16 protein-coding genes are annotated in these 16,039 nt (G+C 42.7%); 9 read left to right on the forward strand and 7 right to left on the reverse strand.

Annotation, left to right across the window (positions count from 1 at the left end; genetic code table 11):
- Positions 1–105: 105 nt before the first annotated feature.
- Together lpxL and AC5YCI_RS09920 are read left to right on the forward strand one after the other, a co-directional pair.
- Positions 106–1,041: an LpxL/LpxP family Kdo(2)-lipid IV(A) lauroyl/palmitoleoyl acyltransferase gene (gene lpxL, locus AC5YCI_RS09915; protein ID WP_496129794.1), complete on the forward strand. Its 936-nt coding sequence runs from the start codon at positions 106–108 to the stop codon at positions 1,039–1,041.
- A 14-nt stretch (positions 1,042–1,055) separates the two neighbouring features.
- Complete coding sequence (locus AC5YCI_RS09920; protein ID WP_496129793.1) at positions 1,056–2,162, forward strand: glycosyltransferase family 4 protein; 1,107 nt, start codon at positions 1,056–1,058, stop codon at positions 2,160–2,162.
- Between the two features lie 265 nt (positions 2,163–2,427).
- On the opposite strand, the gene AC5YCI_RS09925 is transcribed toward AC5YCI_RS09920, so the two are convergent.
- Positions 2,428–3,555 carry an endonuclease/exonuclease/phosphatase family protein gene (locus AC5YCI_RS09925; protein ID WP_496129792.1) on the reverse strand — a complete coding sequence of 376 codons (1,128 nt, stop codon included), beginning with the start codon at positions 3,553–3,555 and terminating at the stop codon, positions 2,428–2,430.
- A 189-nt stretch (positions 3,556–3,744) separates the two neighbouring features.
- On the opposite strand from AC5YCI_RS09925, the gene asd reads away from it, so the two are divergent.
- The 5 genes from asd to truA all read left to right on the forward strand — a co-directional run bounded on the left by asd (position 3,745) and on the right by truA (position 9,614).
- Positions 3,745–4,863 carry an aspartate-semialdehyde dehydrogenase gene (asd, locus tag AC5YCI_RS09930; RefSeq protein ID WP_496129791.1) on the forward strand — a complete coding sequence of 373 codons (1,119 nt, stop codon included), beginning with the start codon at positions 3,745–3,747 and terminating at the stop codon, positions 4,861–4,863.
- A 140-nt stretch (positions 4,864–5,003) separates the two neighbouring features.
- Positions 5,004–6,311 carry a type IV pilus assembly protein FimV gene (locus tag AC5YCI_RS09935; RefSeq protein WP_496175502.1) on the forward strand — a complete coding sequence of 436 codons (1,308 nt, stop codon included), beginning with the start codon at positions 5,004–5,006 and terminating at the stop codon, positions 6,309–6,311.
- 78 nt (positions 6,312–6,389) lie between these two features.
- Positions 6,390–7,778, forward strand: coding sequence for a T4P machinery localization factor FimV (gene fimV, locus AC5YCI_RS09940; protein ID WP_496129789.1), 1,389 nt, complete (start codon positions 6,390–6,392; stop codon positions 7,776–7,778).
- A gap of 56 nt (positions 7,779–7,834) precedes the next feature.
- Positions 7,835–8,809 (forward strand): asparaginase, encoded by a 975-nt coding sequence (locus AC5YCI_RS09945; protein WP_496129788.1) that lies wholly within the window; start codon positions 7,835–7,837, stop codon positions 8,807–8,809.
- Between the two features lie 7 nt (positions 8,810–8,816).
- Positions 8,817–9,614 carry a tRNA pseudouridine(38-40) synthase TruA gene (gene truA, locus AC5YCI_RS09950; protein ID WP_496129787.1) on the forward strand — a complete coding sequence of 266 codons (798 nt, stop codon included), beginning with the start codon at positions 8,817–8,819 and terminating at the stop codon, positions 9,612–9,614.
- Between the two features lie 82 nt (positions 9,615–9,696).
- Here truA and AC5YCI_RS09955 read toward each other — a convergent pair whose 3' ends face one another.
- The gene (locus AC5YCI_RS09955; protein ID WP_496129838.1) at positions 9,697–10,704 is read right to left on the reverse strand and encodes an AraC family transcriptional regulator; all 1,008 of its coding nucleotides are present in this window, start codon (positions 10,702–10,704) and stop codon (positions 9,697–9,699) included.
- Between the two features lie 221 nt (positions 10,705–10,925).
- Between AC5YCI_RS09955 and infA the strand changes: the two genes are divergently transcribed.
- On the forward strand, positions 10,926–11,147 hold the full coding sequence (gene infA / locus AC5YCI_RS09960) for a translation initiation factor IF-1 (RefSeq protein WP_001284370.1): 222 nt from the start codon (positions 10,926–10,928) through the stop codon (positions 11,145–11,147).
- A 50-nt stretch (positions 11,148–11,197) separates the two neighbouring features.
- Here infA and AC5YCI_RS09965 read toward each other — a convergent pair whose 3' ends face one another.
- The 5 genes from AC5YCI_RS09965 to leuC all read right to left on the reverse strand — a co-directional run bounded on the left by AC5YCI_RS09965 (position 11,198) and on the right by leuC (position 15,539).
- On the reverse strand, positions 11,198–11,566 hold the full coding sequence (locus tag AC5YCI_RS09965) for a lysozyme inhibitor LprI family protein (protein WP_496129786.1): 369 nt from the start codon (positions 11,564–11,566) through the stop codon (positions 11,198–11,200).
- Positions 11,567–11,689: 123 nt separating this feature from the next.
- Positions 11,690–12,769, reverse strand: coding sequence for a 3-isopropylmalate dehydrogenase (gene leuB / locus AC5YCI_RS09970; protein WP_496129785.1), 1,080 nt, complete (start codon positions 12,767–12,769; stop codon positions 11,690–11,692).
- 40 nt (positions 12,770–12,809) lie between these two features.
- Entirely contained in the window at positions 12,810–13,373 is a 564-nt protein-coding gene (locus AC5YCI_RS09975; RefSeq protein ID WP_496129784.1) for a hypothetical protein, read from the reverse strand.
- A 67-nt stretch (positions 13,374–13,440) separates the two neighbouring features.
- The gene (leuD, locus tag AC5YCI_RS09980; protein WP_496129783.1) at positions 13,441–14,091 is read right to left on the reverse strand and encodes a 3-isopropylmalate dehydratase small subunit; all 651 of its coding nucleotides are present in this window, start codon (positions 14,089–14,091) and stop codon (positions 13,441–13,443) included.
- Positions 14,092–14,105: 14 nt separating this feature from the next.
- On the reverse strand, positions 14,106–15,539 hold the full coding sequence (gene leuC / locus AC5YCI_RS09985) for a 3-isopropylmalate dehydratase large subunit (protein WP_496129782.1): 1,434 nt from the start codon (positions 15,537–15,539) through the stop codon (positions 14,106–14,108).
- 251 nt (positions 15,540–15,790) lie between these two features.
- On the opposite strand from leuC, the gene AC5YCI_RS09990 reads away from it, so the two are divergent.
- Positions 15,791–16,018, forward strand: a complete 228-nt coding sequence (locus tag AC5YCI_RS09990) for a DUF2061 domain-containing protein (protein ID WP_496129781.1) — start codon at positions 15,791–15,793, stop codon at positions 16,016–16,018.
- Positions 16,019–16,039: the final 21 nt, after the last annotated feature.

Here is a 16,039-nt window from a genome sequence, read left to right on the forward strand (position 1 = left end):
GCAATAATTGCACCAATTTCTAGCAACGTGGTGTTTGGGGCAAGTTGCGCTTTCATTTGTGCTTCGTGCTAAACTGCTGCGCTCATTTGCTTTAATTCAGTTGTTATGAGTCAAAAACGCACCTATCAGCCCGGTAAATTTGAGTGGTCATTCCTGTTGCCTAAATATTGGGGCATATGGCTGGGTATTGTGTTGTTGATGCTGTTGGCCATGTTACCGTGGGCCATACAACAACGTCTGGCACATATTTTGGGTCGTTTTGCTTTTAAAAAATTAAAATCACGGCGTAAAACCACCCTGCGCAACTTAGAAGTCTGTTTCCCAGAATGGTCAGCGCAACAATTACAAGACAACGCGCGCCAGGTGTTTATTGACCAAATGCTGGGGATTTTTGAAACCCTTAATGCATGGTATACGCCAAAATGGTTTCAAGGTCGGGTGACAATTGAAGGTTTAGAGCATATTCAACATGCGCAAGCCCAAGGTCAAGGTATTCTACTGTTAGGTACACATTCCACTTTGCTAGATGCTGGTGGTTATGCCTGCGCGCAGTTCTTTGATCCCGATGTCGTCTATCGTCCGCAAAATAATCCACTCCTCGATATGCTGATTTATCGCTGCCGACACACCATTTATCAAAACCAAATTGACCATGATGATATGCGGGGTTTAATCCGTCATTTAAAAAATGGCCGTCCAATTTGGTACAGTCCAGATCAAGATTTTGGCTTAAAACAAGGCGTGATGGCGCCATTCTTTGGCGTGTCTGCGGCAACCGTAACCGCACATCGTCGTTTACTCAAAATGACCAAAGCTGCCGCAATTCCTTTGTATTTCTATCGTCATGGTGATATTAAAGATCCCAAATATCACATTATGATTGAGCCCGCACTCGACCACTTCCCAAGCCAAGATGAACTTGCCGATGCCACGCGTACCAATCAAATCATTGAAGCGCAGTTACGCATCGCACCCACCCAATATATGTGGTTCCATCGTCGTTTTAAAACCCGCCCACAAGGCTATGACAAAATTTACTAAGGCAGGAATTTGATATGAAAGTCATGCAGTTATTGCCCGAACTTAATAGTGGCGGTGTAGAACGCGGTACTCTAGAAATCGCGCATGCTTTAGTGCAAGCGGGTCATGAATCTGTAGTGGTGTCTAACGGTGGCCGTTTAGTCGTTGAATTAGAAGCACAAGGCTCTAAACATTGTACCCTTGCCATTCATAAAAAAGCCTTATCGAGCTTATGGCAGATTGGTCCGCTGCGTGATTTGATCGAGCAAGAGCAACCCGATATTGTACATGTGCGTTCGCGCGTCCCCGCTTGGCTGACCCATTTTGCGTTAAAAGGTATCTCTAAAGACAAGCGTCCACATTTAATTTCGACAGTACATGGTTTTTACTCCATTAACCGTTATAGCCAAATTATGACTCAAGCAGAAAAAGTCATTGCGGTATCGGATAGCGTGATGGATTACATCACCCAAAATTATAAAAACTGCCCACCACAAGATATTGTACGGATTTACCGTGGCATTGACCCAACAGCATTTCCACATGGTTATCAGCCCTCAGCAGATTGGCAAGCAAAAACTTGGCAGGAATTTCCTGAGCTAAAAGATAAATTTTTGATTTGTTTACCCGGTCGTATTACCCGCCTCAAAGGTCATGAAACTTTGATTACCCTCATGCAGCAGATTAAAGCGGAGTTTCCACAAGCACATGCTGTGGTGGTCGGTGGCGCAGACCCGAAAAAAGCGGCGTATTTAGACGAGCTAAAAAGCAATATTCAGGCGCAAGGTTTAAGCAAGCACATTACCTTTGTCGGTCATCGTTCAGATATTCGCGAATGGTTGGCCTTTTCTGACCTGACTTTATCCTTGTCTAATCAAGCAGAAACCTTTGGCCGTACCGTATTAGAAGCATTGTCAGTGGGCACACCTGTGATTGGTTGGCAACGCGGCGGCGTCGCAGAAATTTTATCTCAGCTTTATCCGCAAGGTTTAGTTGCAGTCGATGATCAAGCGACTTTATTAGCAAAGCTCAAGCAACATATTCAACAACCGCAAGTTGTAGCGCCTGTAAATAGATTTAGTTTAGATGAGATGTGTAATCAGACTTTAGCCTTGTATAACCAAGTTATACACAGCAAATAAGTCAAAACCCGAGTTCTACATCCTGTAAAACTCGGGTCTTATAAGGTTGTGCTTGCAATATTATTGTTGTTTTTTGTTCTGTGGTTTTCCTTGCCAACATCAAATCCGTGATGCTTGATTCCTACAGCTATTTTCGTCCTGAGTGGGATATTCCATTCCCGATTCCATCTGCTGTTAAAGCTAGATTAAGCTAATCAGGTCTAGCTGCCAATTGGCAACATACCTCATTTTATGTACGTAAATGCTTACACCATCACATAACAGCTTAAGGGGTTTTTGTCCCATCTTTATAGTCTTTTGCCATATCATCAGTCACTATTTTTTCCTCTCGTTCCGCCTTAGCAATGCCCTCTTGGATGGCTTGTTGTGCCTCCTCTTCATCAGCATCGGTTTGTTCAAGCTCTTCTTGAATTTGCTCAAAGACGCGCCCTGTTTGTAGCACCACAAATACTGGAAAATGGTCTGAACCCATATGTGGCAGCCGTTGCATATCCACTAAGGCAAAGTCAGTGCTGTGAAAAATATGATCCAGCGACCAGCGTAGCAAAGGATAATTGGCATGGAAAGTATTGACATATTTACGCCCCACCCGTGGATCAAGCAGGCCACTAATGCGTTGAAACAGTCGCGTCGTTCGCGACCAAGCCACGTCATTTAAATCACCCATCACAATGCAGCTTTCATCAAGATCTTTAATTTGATCACCCACAATCAGCAATTCAGCATCACGTAAAGTTGAGTCTTTGGCTTCAGTAGGGCTTGGCGGTTTAGGATGTAAGCAATAGAGCTGTACCTCATGACCTGAACGTAAGGTGACGGTGGTATGAATGGAAGGAATCTCATCACTTAAGATAAATTTCACTTCGGTGTCTTTGAGCGGCAACTTACTATACAGATGCATACCATATAAGTTGTCTAAAGGCACAGGCACACGGTAAGGATAGGTTTTTTCGATGCATGCCAACTCATTTTGCCAAGTCTGATCAGTTTCTAAAGTAAGAACAATATCAGGTTGATATTTCTCAATTTCTGCAATCAAGAGATAGTATTTTTTATTGGGTGTTAATACATTTGATACCAATAACGAAATCTGTTTATCAGGATCAAGTTGTTCAGGTCGCACACTGGCTACCTGTTTTTTCCAGATAAAGGTATATGGTAAAACCATTTTGAGTTGGTAAGCGAGCGCTGCAATTAACAGGGTCAAAAATACATAACGACGTGTATCCCACTCGCCCGACCAAAATAGCAAGGCCAAAAAAGCCACGAAGCCTAAACACAAAATTTGTAAGCGCGGGAAGTCAGCGCCACGAAACCACCATTCATCACGAGGGATCAACGACCAGAAGCTCAGCCAAATCACCAAACCTGCCACAATTTCAATCCACAGCATCTACCCCTCTCCTTCTTGATATTCTTAATTTTTTAGCCACTTATAAATTTATATCAATTTTGCATCTAACATAAACAAGATATATTGGACAATATTGTTGCTGTTTTGCTGATCTAAGGCTTGCAGTTCAACAGCCTTTTGATACACTCGAATCCCTTTTTATTTTTTTACGCACCGAGGCAAAGTGACATGAAAGTAGGTCTGGTCGGTTGGCGCGGGATGGTTGGTTCCGTCCTTATGCAACGTATGGTTGAAGAAAACGATTTCGCTCATTTCGAACCGTTTTATTTCTCTACCAGTAATGCAGGTGGTGAAGCGCCTGCGTTTGGCGGTAAAACTGCCCCAGCACTTATGGATGCAACAGACATTGAAAGTCTGAAGCAAATGGATGTCATTATTACCTGTCAAGGTGGTGACTATACCACAGCTGTTTTTGCCAAGTTAAAAGCAACAGGTTGGAATGGTTATTGGATTGATGCCGCATCTACCTTACGTATGGATGACGAAGCGATCATCGTACTTGATCCAGTCAACATGAATGTCATTAAAGACGGCTTAGTAAAAGGCACAAAAACTTTCGTGGGCGGTAACTGTACCGTTTCTTTAATGCTGATGGGCTTAGGTTCACTATTCCAAAACAATTTGGTGGAATGGGCAACCTCTATGACATACCAAGCCGCTTCTGGTGCTGGCGCGCAAAACATGCGTGAGTTAATCACAGGTATGGGTTATTTATATAACAATACTAAAGATTTGTTAGATGATCCGCGTTCTCCAATTTTAGACATTGACTCTAAAATTGCTGCGCTTCAACGTGGCGAAGAGTTCCCATCAGCAAACTTTGGCGTGCCTTTAGCGGGTTCTTTAATTCCGTATATTGACAAGCAATTAGAGAGCGGTCAGTCAAAAGAAGAATGGAAAGGTCAAGTTGAAACCAATAAGATCCTAGGTAACCAGCAAATCGTACCAATTGATGGCCACTGTGTACGTATTGGTGCGATGCGTTGTCACTCGCAAGCAATCACCTTAAAACTGAAAAAAGACGTACCATTAAACGAAATCGAAGATATGATTCGTCAGTCTAGCCAATGGGCAAAAGTCGTACCAAACACGCGTGAAGCGTCTATGACGGATCTAACGCCTGTTGCGGTAACCGGTACTTTAACTGTACCAGTCGGTCGTCTACGTAAAATGAATATGGGCAAAGAATATCTTGGCGCATTTACTGTAGGTGACCAACTGCTTTGGGGTGCTGCTGAGCCTTTACGCCGTATGTTACGTATCTTAATTGATTATAAAAATGCTTAATTGAGTTTAAGTCAAAACGAGCCGGTCACATAGACCGGCTTTTTTGTGTCTTGTCTATGACTGTTTGGTTTTATTGAGTAAACTAGTTACAGCTCTTTTTATTACCTGCCAAGCTTTTAGAGAACGACGAACTATATAAAATGAATTTTTATAATAAATTTAAATTAACTGTCTTTAGTTGCTTAATTTCACAGCACATTTATGCCTTAAATTTGATGCCAATTGAGGTGCAATCCGCACCCGGCGAGTTATTGTATGCTGAAATTGCCTTTGAACATGCCAACCCCAATCATCCCTTACATGTGGGTCTAGCCACAGCTAAGGATTTAAATGACTTAGGTGTTTATCATCACCCCCCCGGTCATTTAAGCTTCTTTGTGCGCCAGTCAAGTAGTGATACTGGGGTGATTACCATCACCTCTCCACGTCCTGTGATTGAAACCGAACTTAATGTGGTGGTTAAAATTCAACATGCTGGTTCCACTCGTTTACAACATATTCAAACCCGTTTAGCAGATTTAAAAACCCAGCAAGCAACCACTGCAGAAAAAAAATTAGTACCGATTAAAGTACAACGTGAAGAAGAAATTGCCTTAAACCTACCTGTTACTGATCCACATGGCGCTGTTGCACCTGCTGTCAACCGTCAAGAGCAGCCCTTACAACTCAGCACGTCAACACCGCCTTTAATACAAGGCACAGCAGTCACTACAACCTCACCTACTACAGCAGCTCAAGCCGCAGCCATTACCAAAGCATCAGATGCTTCAACAGTTGCAGCAGGTGAAACTGTATTGGTAGTCCAAAAAATCGCTCCGCCACCCCTGCAAACTCAGCAAAATAAGCAGTTGGCTCATGCGCCACAATCTACCTCTGCCCAAACAACGCATAGCCGTTCGATTCAGTCTTCTCCCTCTCAGCAACATATTGTGCAAAGCAATGAATCTCTATGGGGAATTTCAACCCAAATTGCCAAGCAATATCAGCGCTCAACTGCTGAAGTGATGCAGGATATTCAACGCAATAATCCACAGGCATTTATTGGTGGCGATCCCAATAAATTACGTCGCGGTGCCTTACTTAGTTTTAACTTAGAATCAACACCTGTTGGCCAAGAAAAAATTGCCTATCAGGATTTACCTAGGGTGAGCGCTCAGCAATCTGGCAAAGCCAAATATCGTCTCACTGAGGCCAAAATGAGTCTAGTTGCACAGAAACAATCTGATTCTGTACAAGGTTCTGCCAAAAAAAGCACACAAAGTACTAAAAGCTCTGAGCAGTTAGCATTAAAAGTTATGACAGCTCGCGAAAAAAGCGTTAAATTACAGAGAAACGTAACACAGTTGGATCAGACGCTTAAGCAAAAGGATCATAGAATTCAACTACTAAATACTCGTCTTGCGCAATTGCAACAGCAAATCAAAGCGCAGCAAGTACAGAAAAAATGACCAATTTAGGTGTTACAACAACGATTTTTTTGGTGGATTCAGCTGACCTAGACTGCTCTCCACAAGGGGTTAATTAACATGCTGTTATACGTGCTTCCATTTGTTCTGCTATTGGTTGTTGCACTGATTTTAAAAAAACGTGAAGCCAGTAAAGAGGCTGATTCAGTTAAAAAAACAACCTCGACTAAAAGCAAAGCAAAAGCCGCAACTGTAACTAGCGCAGAGATTACAGATCATGTGGCGCAACCCAAGCAAAATACTTTGGTTGCCAACGAACGCTCAACTTTAGCGCCTGAGTTACGTCGCCATATTGAAAATCAAATACGTGAGGGCAACTATTTTGCTGCTGAAGCACAAATTAACCAAGCATTAAATCGTGATAATGGTCAGCATGAGCTGTATTTGATGTTGCTAGATTTGCATTTACTGCAAAATGATGAGTTCGCGATTAATCAGCTGTTCACACATTTACGTTCTTTACAGCTCGATGATGTTTTGGCCCAAGCACAAGCGCAACGTGAAGCACATGAACAAAAATTAGCCCAACAAGCCAAGGCCAAAGCAGAAGCACAAGCAGCGCAATTTGCACAAAATTCAGTCTCTTTTGATCAATTACAAGAGCAAGTCACTACGGCTAAATCTCAAGCGCCACTTGAGTTTACACAGCCAGAACCGCGGACGTCAGATGCTGAAGTCAAAGCACCTGTTGCAGTTCAAGCTCAGCCTCAAGAACCCCAAGCACTTGAGTTTAGTTTTAGTCAGCCACAAAAAGTAGCACAACCTGCGCAGCCTTTAGAATTTAGCCCTGCTCCAGCTGCGGCGACTGAAAGCAAAACTGAAGAAAAATCTCTAGATTTTGCTTTTAATTTAGATCAAACTGCCGCAGCACCCGCAGCTCAAGTGCAAGCGCCTCCTGCCGACAATAGCCTTGAGTTTAGCTTTAGTCCAAATAAAGCAGCTCAAACTTCTGAATTAGAATTTAATTTAGATTCAGCATCCGCGCCTAGTAGTCAACCAAGCAATTTTAATCTAGCCGATGCCGCTGTTGCTAAAGCACCTGCAAAAACAGAGCTGGAATTTAATCTTGATCAACCAGCTACAGCAAAACCTAAGCTAGAAGTTAGTCTTGATCCTGTGCCAACGCCTCAGGCATCTACACAACCTCAAGCAGCAGCTGATCGCAAACTTAACCCGCAAGATTTCGAGTTTAAGATTGAAGCACCAGCTGCTACTACAAGCGCAGATAAGTCACCTACTCAGCCTACAGTCGAAGCCAATGATCCGCTGTTGCAATTATTCCCAGCACTCGGTCAAATTGACGAGGCAGACTTAAACTTACGTCTAGCGGCTGAGTATATTCGTGTTGGCTCTTACCAACATGCACAAAGCCTGTTAGCCGAGCAAGAAGCCAATTACAATGCACAACAACGCCAAATAGCCACAGCGTTACGAAATAAAATCGCCTAAAGCTGGCATTTCGCTCTAAGATAAAGCAGTCATCCTTGGCTGCTTTTTTATTTTATATGAAAAAAATCGCGTTAATTTATATGGGCGGTACTTTTGGTTGTGTAGGCGAACCCTTAAGCCCAATGCCTGCAGCTCAATTTATTCCTGAGCTTGAAAAAATTTTATCTAAAGAATTAGCCATTGAGTGTTTTATTGCACCTTGCATTAAAGACAGTAGTGCCTGTACTCCGCGTGATTGGTTAGCGCTAATCCAACAAATTCAAACGTTGCAGCAGCAAAACTATCAACACTTTGTCATTCTGCATGGCACAGACACCCTAAGCTATGCGGCAGCATTACTGGCGCGCTTTTTGGGTCAATCAGCGCACGTGGTGGTCACAGGCAGTCAATATCCGCTGTTAAATGTGCAAGGCAATGATCTGCGCCAATTTACAGATGCTCTCGATAATTTAAACAATGCTTTGTATGCGGTACTCAAATATCTAAGTGGCGTTTATGTGGCATTTCATCATCAACTGTTCCATGCACAAACTGTACTCAAACAGCACAGTATTGAGCTTGATGCCTTTGCAGGTTTAGCAGCCAATGAAGCCTTTGACTCCCATGCGCAGCACTATCAGGTCAGTGAACGTGACTTACAACGTGCTGATGATTTCCGCTGCCTCAATTTAATGTGGCAACCACTCAGCCTAAAACAGCATATCAAACAGTTACAGCAGCTCTGCCAAGACCCACCCGATATCTTAATTTTACAAGGCTTTGGAATTGGCAATTTACATGCCGATAGCCTCATGCTAGAGCTATTCAATGATCTCTATGCAGCAGGTTGCTTAACCCTACTCACCAGCCAAGTGCCGTTTGGTGGTCTAGATCAACGTTATGCGGTTTCAGCATGGTTACAGCATGCCAAGATTTTAAGCAGTGATTGTGCCAGCCATGCAGATCTTTATGCAAAAGCCTTTAAAATCTATTTACAATACCCGACCGTGGATGAGCGCCGTGCTCATTGGCATGAACAATTAAATTCTTGAGGTCACTATGCAACGTTTTGCCATTGGTATTGAATTTTGTGGGATGCAGTATCGCGGCTGGCAAACCCAGCAAGCAGGTGTGATCAGTCTGCAAGAAACCATTGAGCAAGTGTTAAGCAAAATCGCCAATGAGCCGATTATATTACATGGCGCAGGTCGTACGGATGCCGGAGTACATGCCACCAATATGGTGGCACATTTTGATACCCATGCCATCCGCCCTGTGCGTGGTTGGCTCATGGGTGCCAATAGCCAGTTACCCAAAGACATCTCGATCCAATGGATTAAAGAGATGGATGATAGCTTCCACGCGCGCTTTAAAGCCAAGGCTCGTCGCTATCGCTATGTGGTATATAACAACCCTATGCGCCCTGCCTTATTGTATAAGCAAGTTACGCATGTTTATCAGCCACTCAATGTCACCAAAATGATGCAGGCAGCGCAAAAGTTTGAAGGTACGCATAACTTTGAAAGTTTCCGCGCAGCTGCTTGTCAGTCTAATCAACCTGTACGCCATGTCAGCCATTGCCGCCTCATTCAGCATGGTTGCTACTTAGTTTTAGATATTCAAGCCGATGGCTTTTTACACCATATGGTACGTAATATCATGGGCTGTTTATTGGAAATTGGCCAAGGCATGTATGAGGTAGATCATATTGATACCATCTTTGCCGCCGAAGACCGTTCTGCAGCAGGCATTACCGCCCCCCCAGATGGCCTGTACTTTATTCACGCCGATTATCCAAGTGAGTTTGAACTGCCGAAAATGCCACTTGGCCCGCATTGGCTCAATATGCCTGAATAAATTATTAAATAGTCCCTCCTCTTGCGAAGTAGTGCTTCTCTTCGCTTAACCTCCCTTTTGTAAAGAGAGCTAAGGAGGGATTCTAACGCTGCTTACGTTTACGATATTCCACCGGCGTCTCATCACTCCAGCGTTTAAAAGCCCGATAAAACGTGCTCGGTTCAGAAAAACCCGTGAGATATACAATCTTTTCAATACTTTCATTGGTACCTGCCAATAAACGCTTGGCTAAGCGACACCGATAATCTGATAAGATTTGCTGAAAACTAGTATCTGCATCACTGAGCTGGGTACGTAAGCGCCGTGGCGTAATTTTAAGCTGAGCAGCCACGGTTTCTAAGGTGGTTTCTCCGCTCTCTAAGGTCGCACCAATGGCACGGCGCACCTCACCCACTAAATCATAACGCGCCAGCTCTTGTAGCTTCTCTAAGGCCAATTGTTCATGCAACTGTAGCAGTTCAGGTTCAGCTTGCCATAAAGGATAATCCAACACACCAGCATCAAAATATAAACGCGTTTCTTTTTGCTCTAAACTGACTGGACAGCCATAAACCCGTAAATATTCTTCATCCGCTGCACCTTGCTCAAAATTAAAATCAATATATAAGGGCTCAAAACGTCCTTCAGTCATAAACTTAAAAAAGCGAATCACGCCAGCCATAGCACACTCGGTAAAGTGTCGATTGACAAAATTATCTGCTTTGCCACGCGTGCCGTTACTTAAATAACAACGTCCCTCTTCAATGACCAATACCGCATGAAAGGCATCACTGATCAGACGCTGATAAGCCAAAGCACGTTTTAAACCTTCGCCAAAATTTTCACTACTTAAAAATAAATGCTCGATCACCTGACCACGATATAAAGGCAAATGTTCACCTAAATGTAAGCCAATATCGCAATCCCCTGAAACCTCTTCTGCCGCACTCCAAAAGGCATGTTGTGCACTTAAAGGGGTACGTTTATTGGTTTGTATTTGATTGAGTGCCACACCCGCTTTGCCAAGAATCTTCTCTGTTGGTAATCCCGCACGGCGTAGTGCTTGATAGCCCAAGCGTAATATCACTGATGCATCCGTTAGCTGAGCCACGCCTAGACCTTCCTTGTATTGCCATAAAACCATAAGATTGAGCTTAACTTTGATTGTCACAACTCACAACTACTGTGCATTTGATTTTAAGCACAATCTGTATACTGTGCATTCGCTTATTTTACTCTCACCTAGGCGACCAGTGCCGCCTTGCTGCCTTGTATTTGAGAAAAAAATTGACTATAATTTGCACCTTTCCAATTTATTCATTCAGGTAGGCTATGGCCAATAAAGAGGAACTCATCGAGTTCGAAGGCGTTGTCACCGAGACGCTTCCTAATACTATGTTCCGTGTACGTTTAGAGAACGGTCACGAAGTGATTGCTCACATTTCTGGTAAAATGCGTAAACACTATATCCGCATTTTGACTGGCGACAGTGTAAAAGTTGAAATGACACCTTATGATTTGACTAAGGGTCGTATCACGTACCGTGCACGCTAAGTTTTAGTGTAAGCAAAAAAGCCACTGTTTTAAGTGGCTTTTTTTATGCTCTAGCGAAGCTGTTTAGTTTGGCAACCAATGGTTTTACATTCACGAATCCGCTCACGTAACCATGCATTGCGCGTGGTGGTTTCATCTAAATTACATTGTACAAAGACCTGTCTGTGTTCTTCACTCGAACAGGTTGCATCGCGTTGTTTAATCCAGGCCAGTTGCGCTGTTCTTAAACTGACTTTTTGCGCTGGTGTGAGATGTTTTCTCAGTTCTGCATAACTTTTGTTGAGTTCTGCATCTGCATCATGAAAAACTTTATTGGTGCAATAGACATCATCATAGGTATTACGTGGATTTTCACAGTTATTTGCAAAGCTTAAACTGCTGATTGCCAATAATATTAAACCCAACCCTAGTGCTTGCATGGTGCCACTCCTTGTAGCTGCATTGATTTACTTTAAAAGGAAATGCAGCCTAGTTCTGTAGCGCTTTTGCAGCATAAAAAAACGCAGCCTTAAGCTGCGTTTTTAAAGCACGTTTGATGCAAATTAGTTTAATGCAGCCACTACAGCTTGACCCATCTCGATCGTACCGACTTTATTCATGCCTTCAGACATAATATCCGCTGTACGTAAACCTTGATCCAATACGTTGCCTACCGCATCTTCAATAGCTTTGGCTGCCGCTTCTTCACGGAAAGTATAACGTAGCATCATAGCAACAGATAAAATTGTTGCCAGTGGATTGGCAATGTTTTGACCTGCGATATCTGGTGCTGAACCATGGCAAGGTTCATACATACCTTTACCATTTTCATCTAAAGATGCAGATGGCAACATCCCAATAGAGCCTGTCAACATGGCAGCTTCATCAGATAAGATATCGCCAAATAAGTTACCTGTCACCAATACGTCAAATTGTTTTGGCGCACGTACCAACTGCATTGCTGCGTTGTCGACATACATATGTGACAAATTGATCTCTGGATATTGCTCAGCATGCAATTGAGTTACGGTTTGTTTCCAAAGCTCAGTCACTTCAAGCACGTTGGCTTTATCGACTGAACATACTTTGCCGCCACGAAGTTTTGCCATTTCAAAGGCCACTTTGGCAATACGTTTGATTTCAGATTCCGCATAAACGTCGGTGTTAAAGCCTTGTTTTTCGCCGTTTTCGAGTTCACGGATACCGCGTGGTTGACCGAAGTAAATACCACCTGTTAATTCACGAACAATTAAAATATCAAGACCCGCTACAATTTCAGGCTTTAAGCTTGAAGCACCCGCCAACTGCGGATACAAGATTGCAGGACGTAAATTCGCGAATAGATTTAACTCAGAACGTAATTTTAATAAACCACGTTCAGGACGGATTGAGCGTTCAATGGTATCCCATTGTGGACCGCCTACTGCACCAAGTAAAATTGCATCTGCACGTTTGGCTTGTTCAGAAGTCACGTCTGGATATGGTGCACCGTGCGCATCAATCGCGGCACCGCCTAATAAACCTTGTTCCCACGTCAAACCCAGATTGAATTTGTCATTCACAGACGTTAAGACCTGTTCAGCAGCTTTTACAATTTCAGGGCCAATGCCGTCACCAGCTAAAATCAAAATATGTTTTGACATGAGATATTCCATTGATACATGACTAAAAAATTTAGTCCAATTAAAGTTTTTGTTCTACAAACTCACCCACGCTAGTTATAGCATCATAGGGTTTGCAAAAACGACGAATGGTCTTTTGCTCTTGCTTTAAATCAACACACAAAGGGTCAGGAACCGAGGCTTTGAGTAAACTGGTACTCCGTGTGGTATTCCGTTTACGATACATCTGCAAGGTATAAGACGTTTTGGCCTTAAATCTATGAATTAAATGCAACTTTTCTGCTCGGTCTTTAGACACTGGATAGAAACGTAACACCAATTCATGCGAACCTGCTGGTACTGACAAATATAAAGCGTTGTTTTTACCTAAATGGCTTTGTTGCAAACGCAAAATTTTTGCCTGTATGGCTTCACGATAAACTTTATGTTTATCGCTATCCACAATTTGAATCGCATTAAAACGTTCAAATTCACAATTACTGGTGCCTGTACAATAAATTAACGCATTGTTTTGCGTCGCTTTTGTTTCAGGCACATGTTTAATTTGTGCAGTATCGACCAATTGGCAGGCACTGAGTAGCATGATTGCGCTCAGTACCAAACCGCTAAAGCATGTTTTTTTCATCTTGCTACCGAATGCCAATGAAATTTGAACAAAATGTTAGCAAGACTTCACAATCGAAGCTATGGCTTTAGCCACGAATTTCGTTAAATACCCAAGGACGTGCTGCTTTGGTTTTTTCTTCATAAGCACGAATGTCATCGCTTGCTTGTAAAGTTAAACCAATATCATCTAAACCGTTTAATAAGCAGTGCTTACGGAATGGATCGACTTCAAATCTAAAGCTTTCTCCACTCGGTGTACGCACTTCTTGTGCTTCTAAATCGATGGTTAACTGATAACCTTCATTTGCAAAGCATTCTTTAAATAACTGATCCACAATCTCTTCAGACAAGATCACAGGTAACATGCCATTTTTAAAGCTGTTATTAAAGAAAATGTCCGCATAACTTGGTGCAATCACAGTACGGAAACCGTATTCTTCCAATGCCCACGGCGCATGCTCACGGCTCGAACCACAACCAAAATTGGCACGTGAAATCAAGATTGATGCACCTTGATAACGCGCTTTGTTTAATTCAAAGTCTGGGTTAATCGGGCGTTTTGAGTTGTCTTGACCTAAATAACCTTCATCCAAATAACGAAGTTCATCAAAAAGGTTAGCACCAAAACCAGTACGCTTAATTGATTTTAAAAACTGTTTTGGAATAATTAAATCTGTATCGACATTGGCACGGTCTAATGGTGCAACGATACCTTGTTCAACGGTATATTTTTTCATGTTGTTTGCTCCTATTAGAATGAACGTACATCAACAAAGTGACCTGCAATCGCTGCTGCTGCTGCCATTGCTGGGCTCACCAAGTGGGTACGACCACCATTACCTTGACGACCTTCAAAGTTACGGTTTGAAGTCGATGCACAATGTTCGCCCGGCTGTAATTTGTCTGCATTCATCGCTAAACACATTGAGCAACCCGGCTCACGCCATTCAAAACCTGCTTCGATTAAGATTTTGTCTAAGCCTTCCGCTTCTGCCTGTGCTTTGACTAAACCAGAACCTGGTACCACCATCGCTTGTTTAATGCTTGGCGCCACTTTTTTGCCTTTGGCAACTTCAGCCGCCGCACGGATATCTTCAATACGTGAGTTGGTACACGAACCAATAAACACGCGGTCTAATTGAATATCAGCCAAAGCCTGACCTGCGGTTAAGCCCATATATTGGTAAGCACGGGTCCAGTCATTACGCTGTACATCATCTTTGGCTTGTTCTAAAGTTGGTACCGCTTGAGTCACAGGAATGACCATTTCAGGTGAAGTACCCCAAGACACTTGTGGCTCAATCTCTTCACCTTGAAGCACAACTACGGTATCAAAGTGCGCGCCTTCATCAGAATGCAAGGTATTCCAGTATGCTACAGCTTGATCCCATTGCTCACCTTTTGGCGCATATGGACGATCTTTTACATATTCAATGGTTTTTTCATCGACAGCGACCATACCCACACGGGCACCGCCTTCAATGGCCATGTTACAAACTGTCATACGGCCTTCGATCGACATATCGCGGAACACTTGACCACCAAATTCAATCGCATGACCGGTACCGCCAGCAGTACCAATCTTGCCAATGATGGCTAATACCACATCTTTTGGTGTAACGCCTTGACCCAATTTTCCGTCAACACGTACCAACATGTTTTTCATTTTCTTTTGCACTAAGCATTGGGTTGCTAAGACATGCTCAACTTCCGATGTCCCAATACCATGTGCCAAACAGCCAAATGCACCATGGGTTGCTGTATGTGAGTCACCACACACCACTGTCATACCTGGCAAAGTTAAACCTTGCTCAGGTCCAACTACATGCGCAATCCCTTGACGCACATCATTAATATCAAACTGCACCACATCAAAGGTTTTACAGTTGTCATCTAAAGTTTGCACTTGGATACGTGAAGTATCATCTTCAATACCCGAAATACCTTCAGCGCGCTCTTTTTTAGAGGTTGGTACGTTATGGTCTGGTGTTGCTACATTGGCACTTAAACGCCAAGGCTTACGACCCGCCAATTGCAAGCCTTCAAAGGCTTGTGGAGAAGTCACTTCATGCAATAAATGACGGTCGATATACAGTAAGCTGGAGCCATCATCTCGTTGTTTTACTAGATGGTCATCCCATAATTTGTCATACAATGTTTTTGCTTGTTGGGTTTCGCCTGCCATGTCGATTTGCTCCACTGGACTGGGTAAATTCTTTCATTAATTATGGATTATAAACGGCTAATACCATAAATCTAATTTATCATTTTTATTAATTTAAAAACTTTTTTTAATAGGTTAATCCCTATTCATCTCGTGCAACTTATCATCTAATTTTCCTATTAACATTAAAAATATATTCGCTTTTACAAATTAAATGAGAATGCTTATGATTTACTTATCGGCACATGAATAGCATTTTGAGGAGCAGCAACATGGCACATATTCAAAACTTTGTTGACCAAAACCAACGTATGTTTAAAAAGACCTTAAGCTACTACATCATGCACATTACAGTTGCGATGTTAGTGGGCTACTTTGTCACAGGCAGTATTTGGATGGCAATGACCTTAAGTATTTTAGAACCCACCATTCAAGCTGTCGCTTACTTCTTCCATGAGCGGGTATGGGATAAAAAAAATCAAGCCATGCAAGATGCATAAAAAACTAACTGCTCCGTAAAA

The organism is Acinetobacter sp. CY17, from assembly GCF_059515825.1.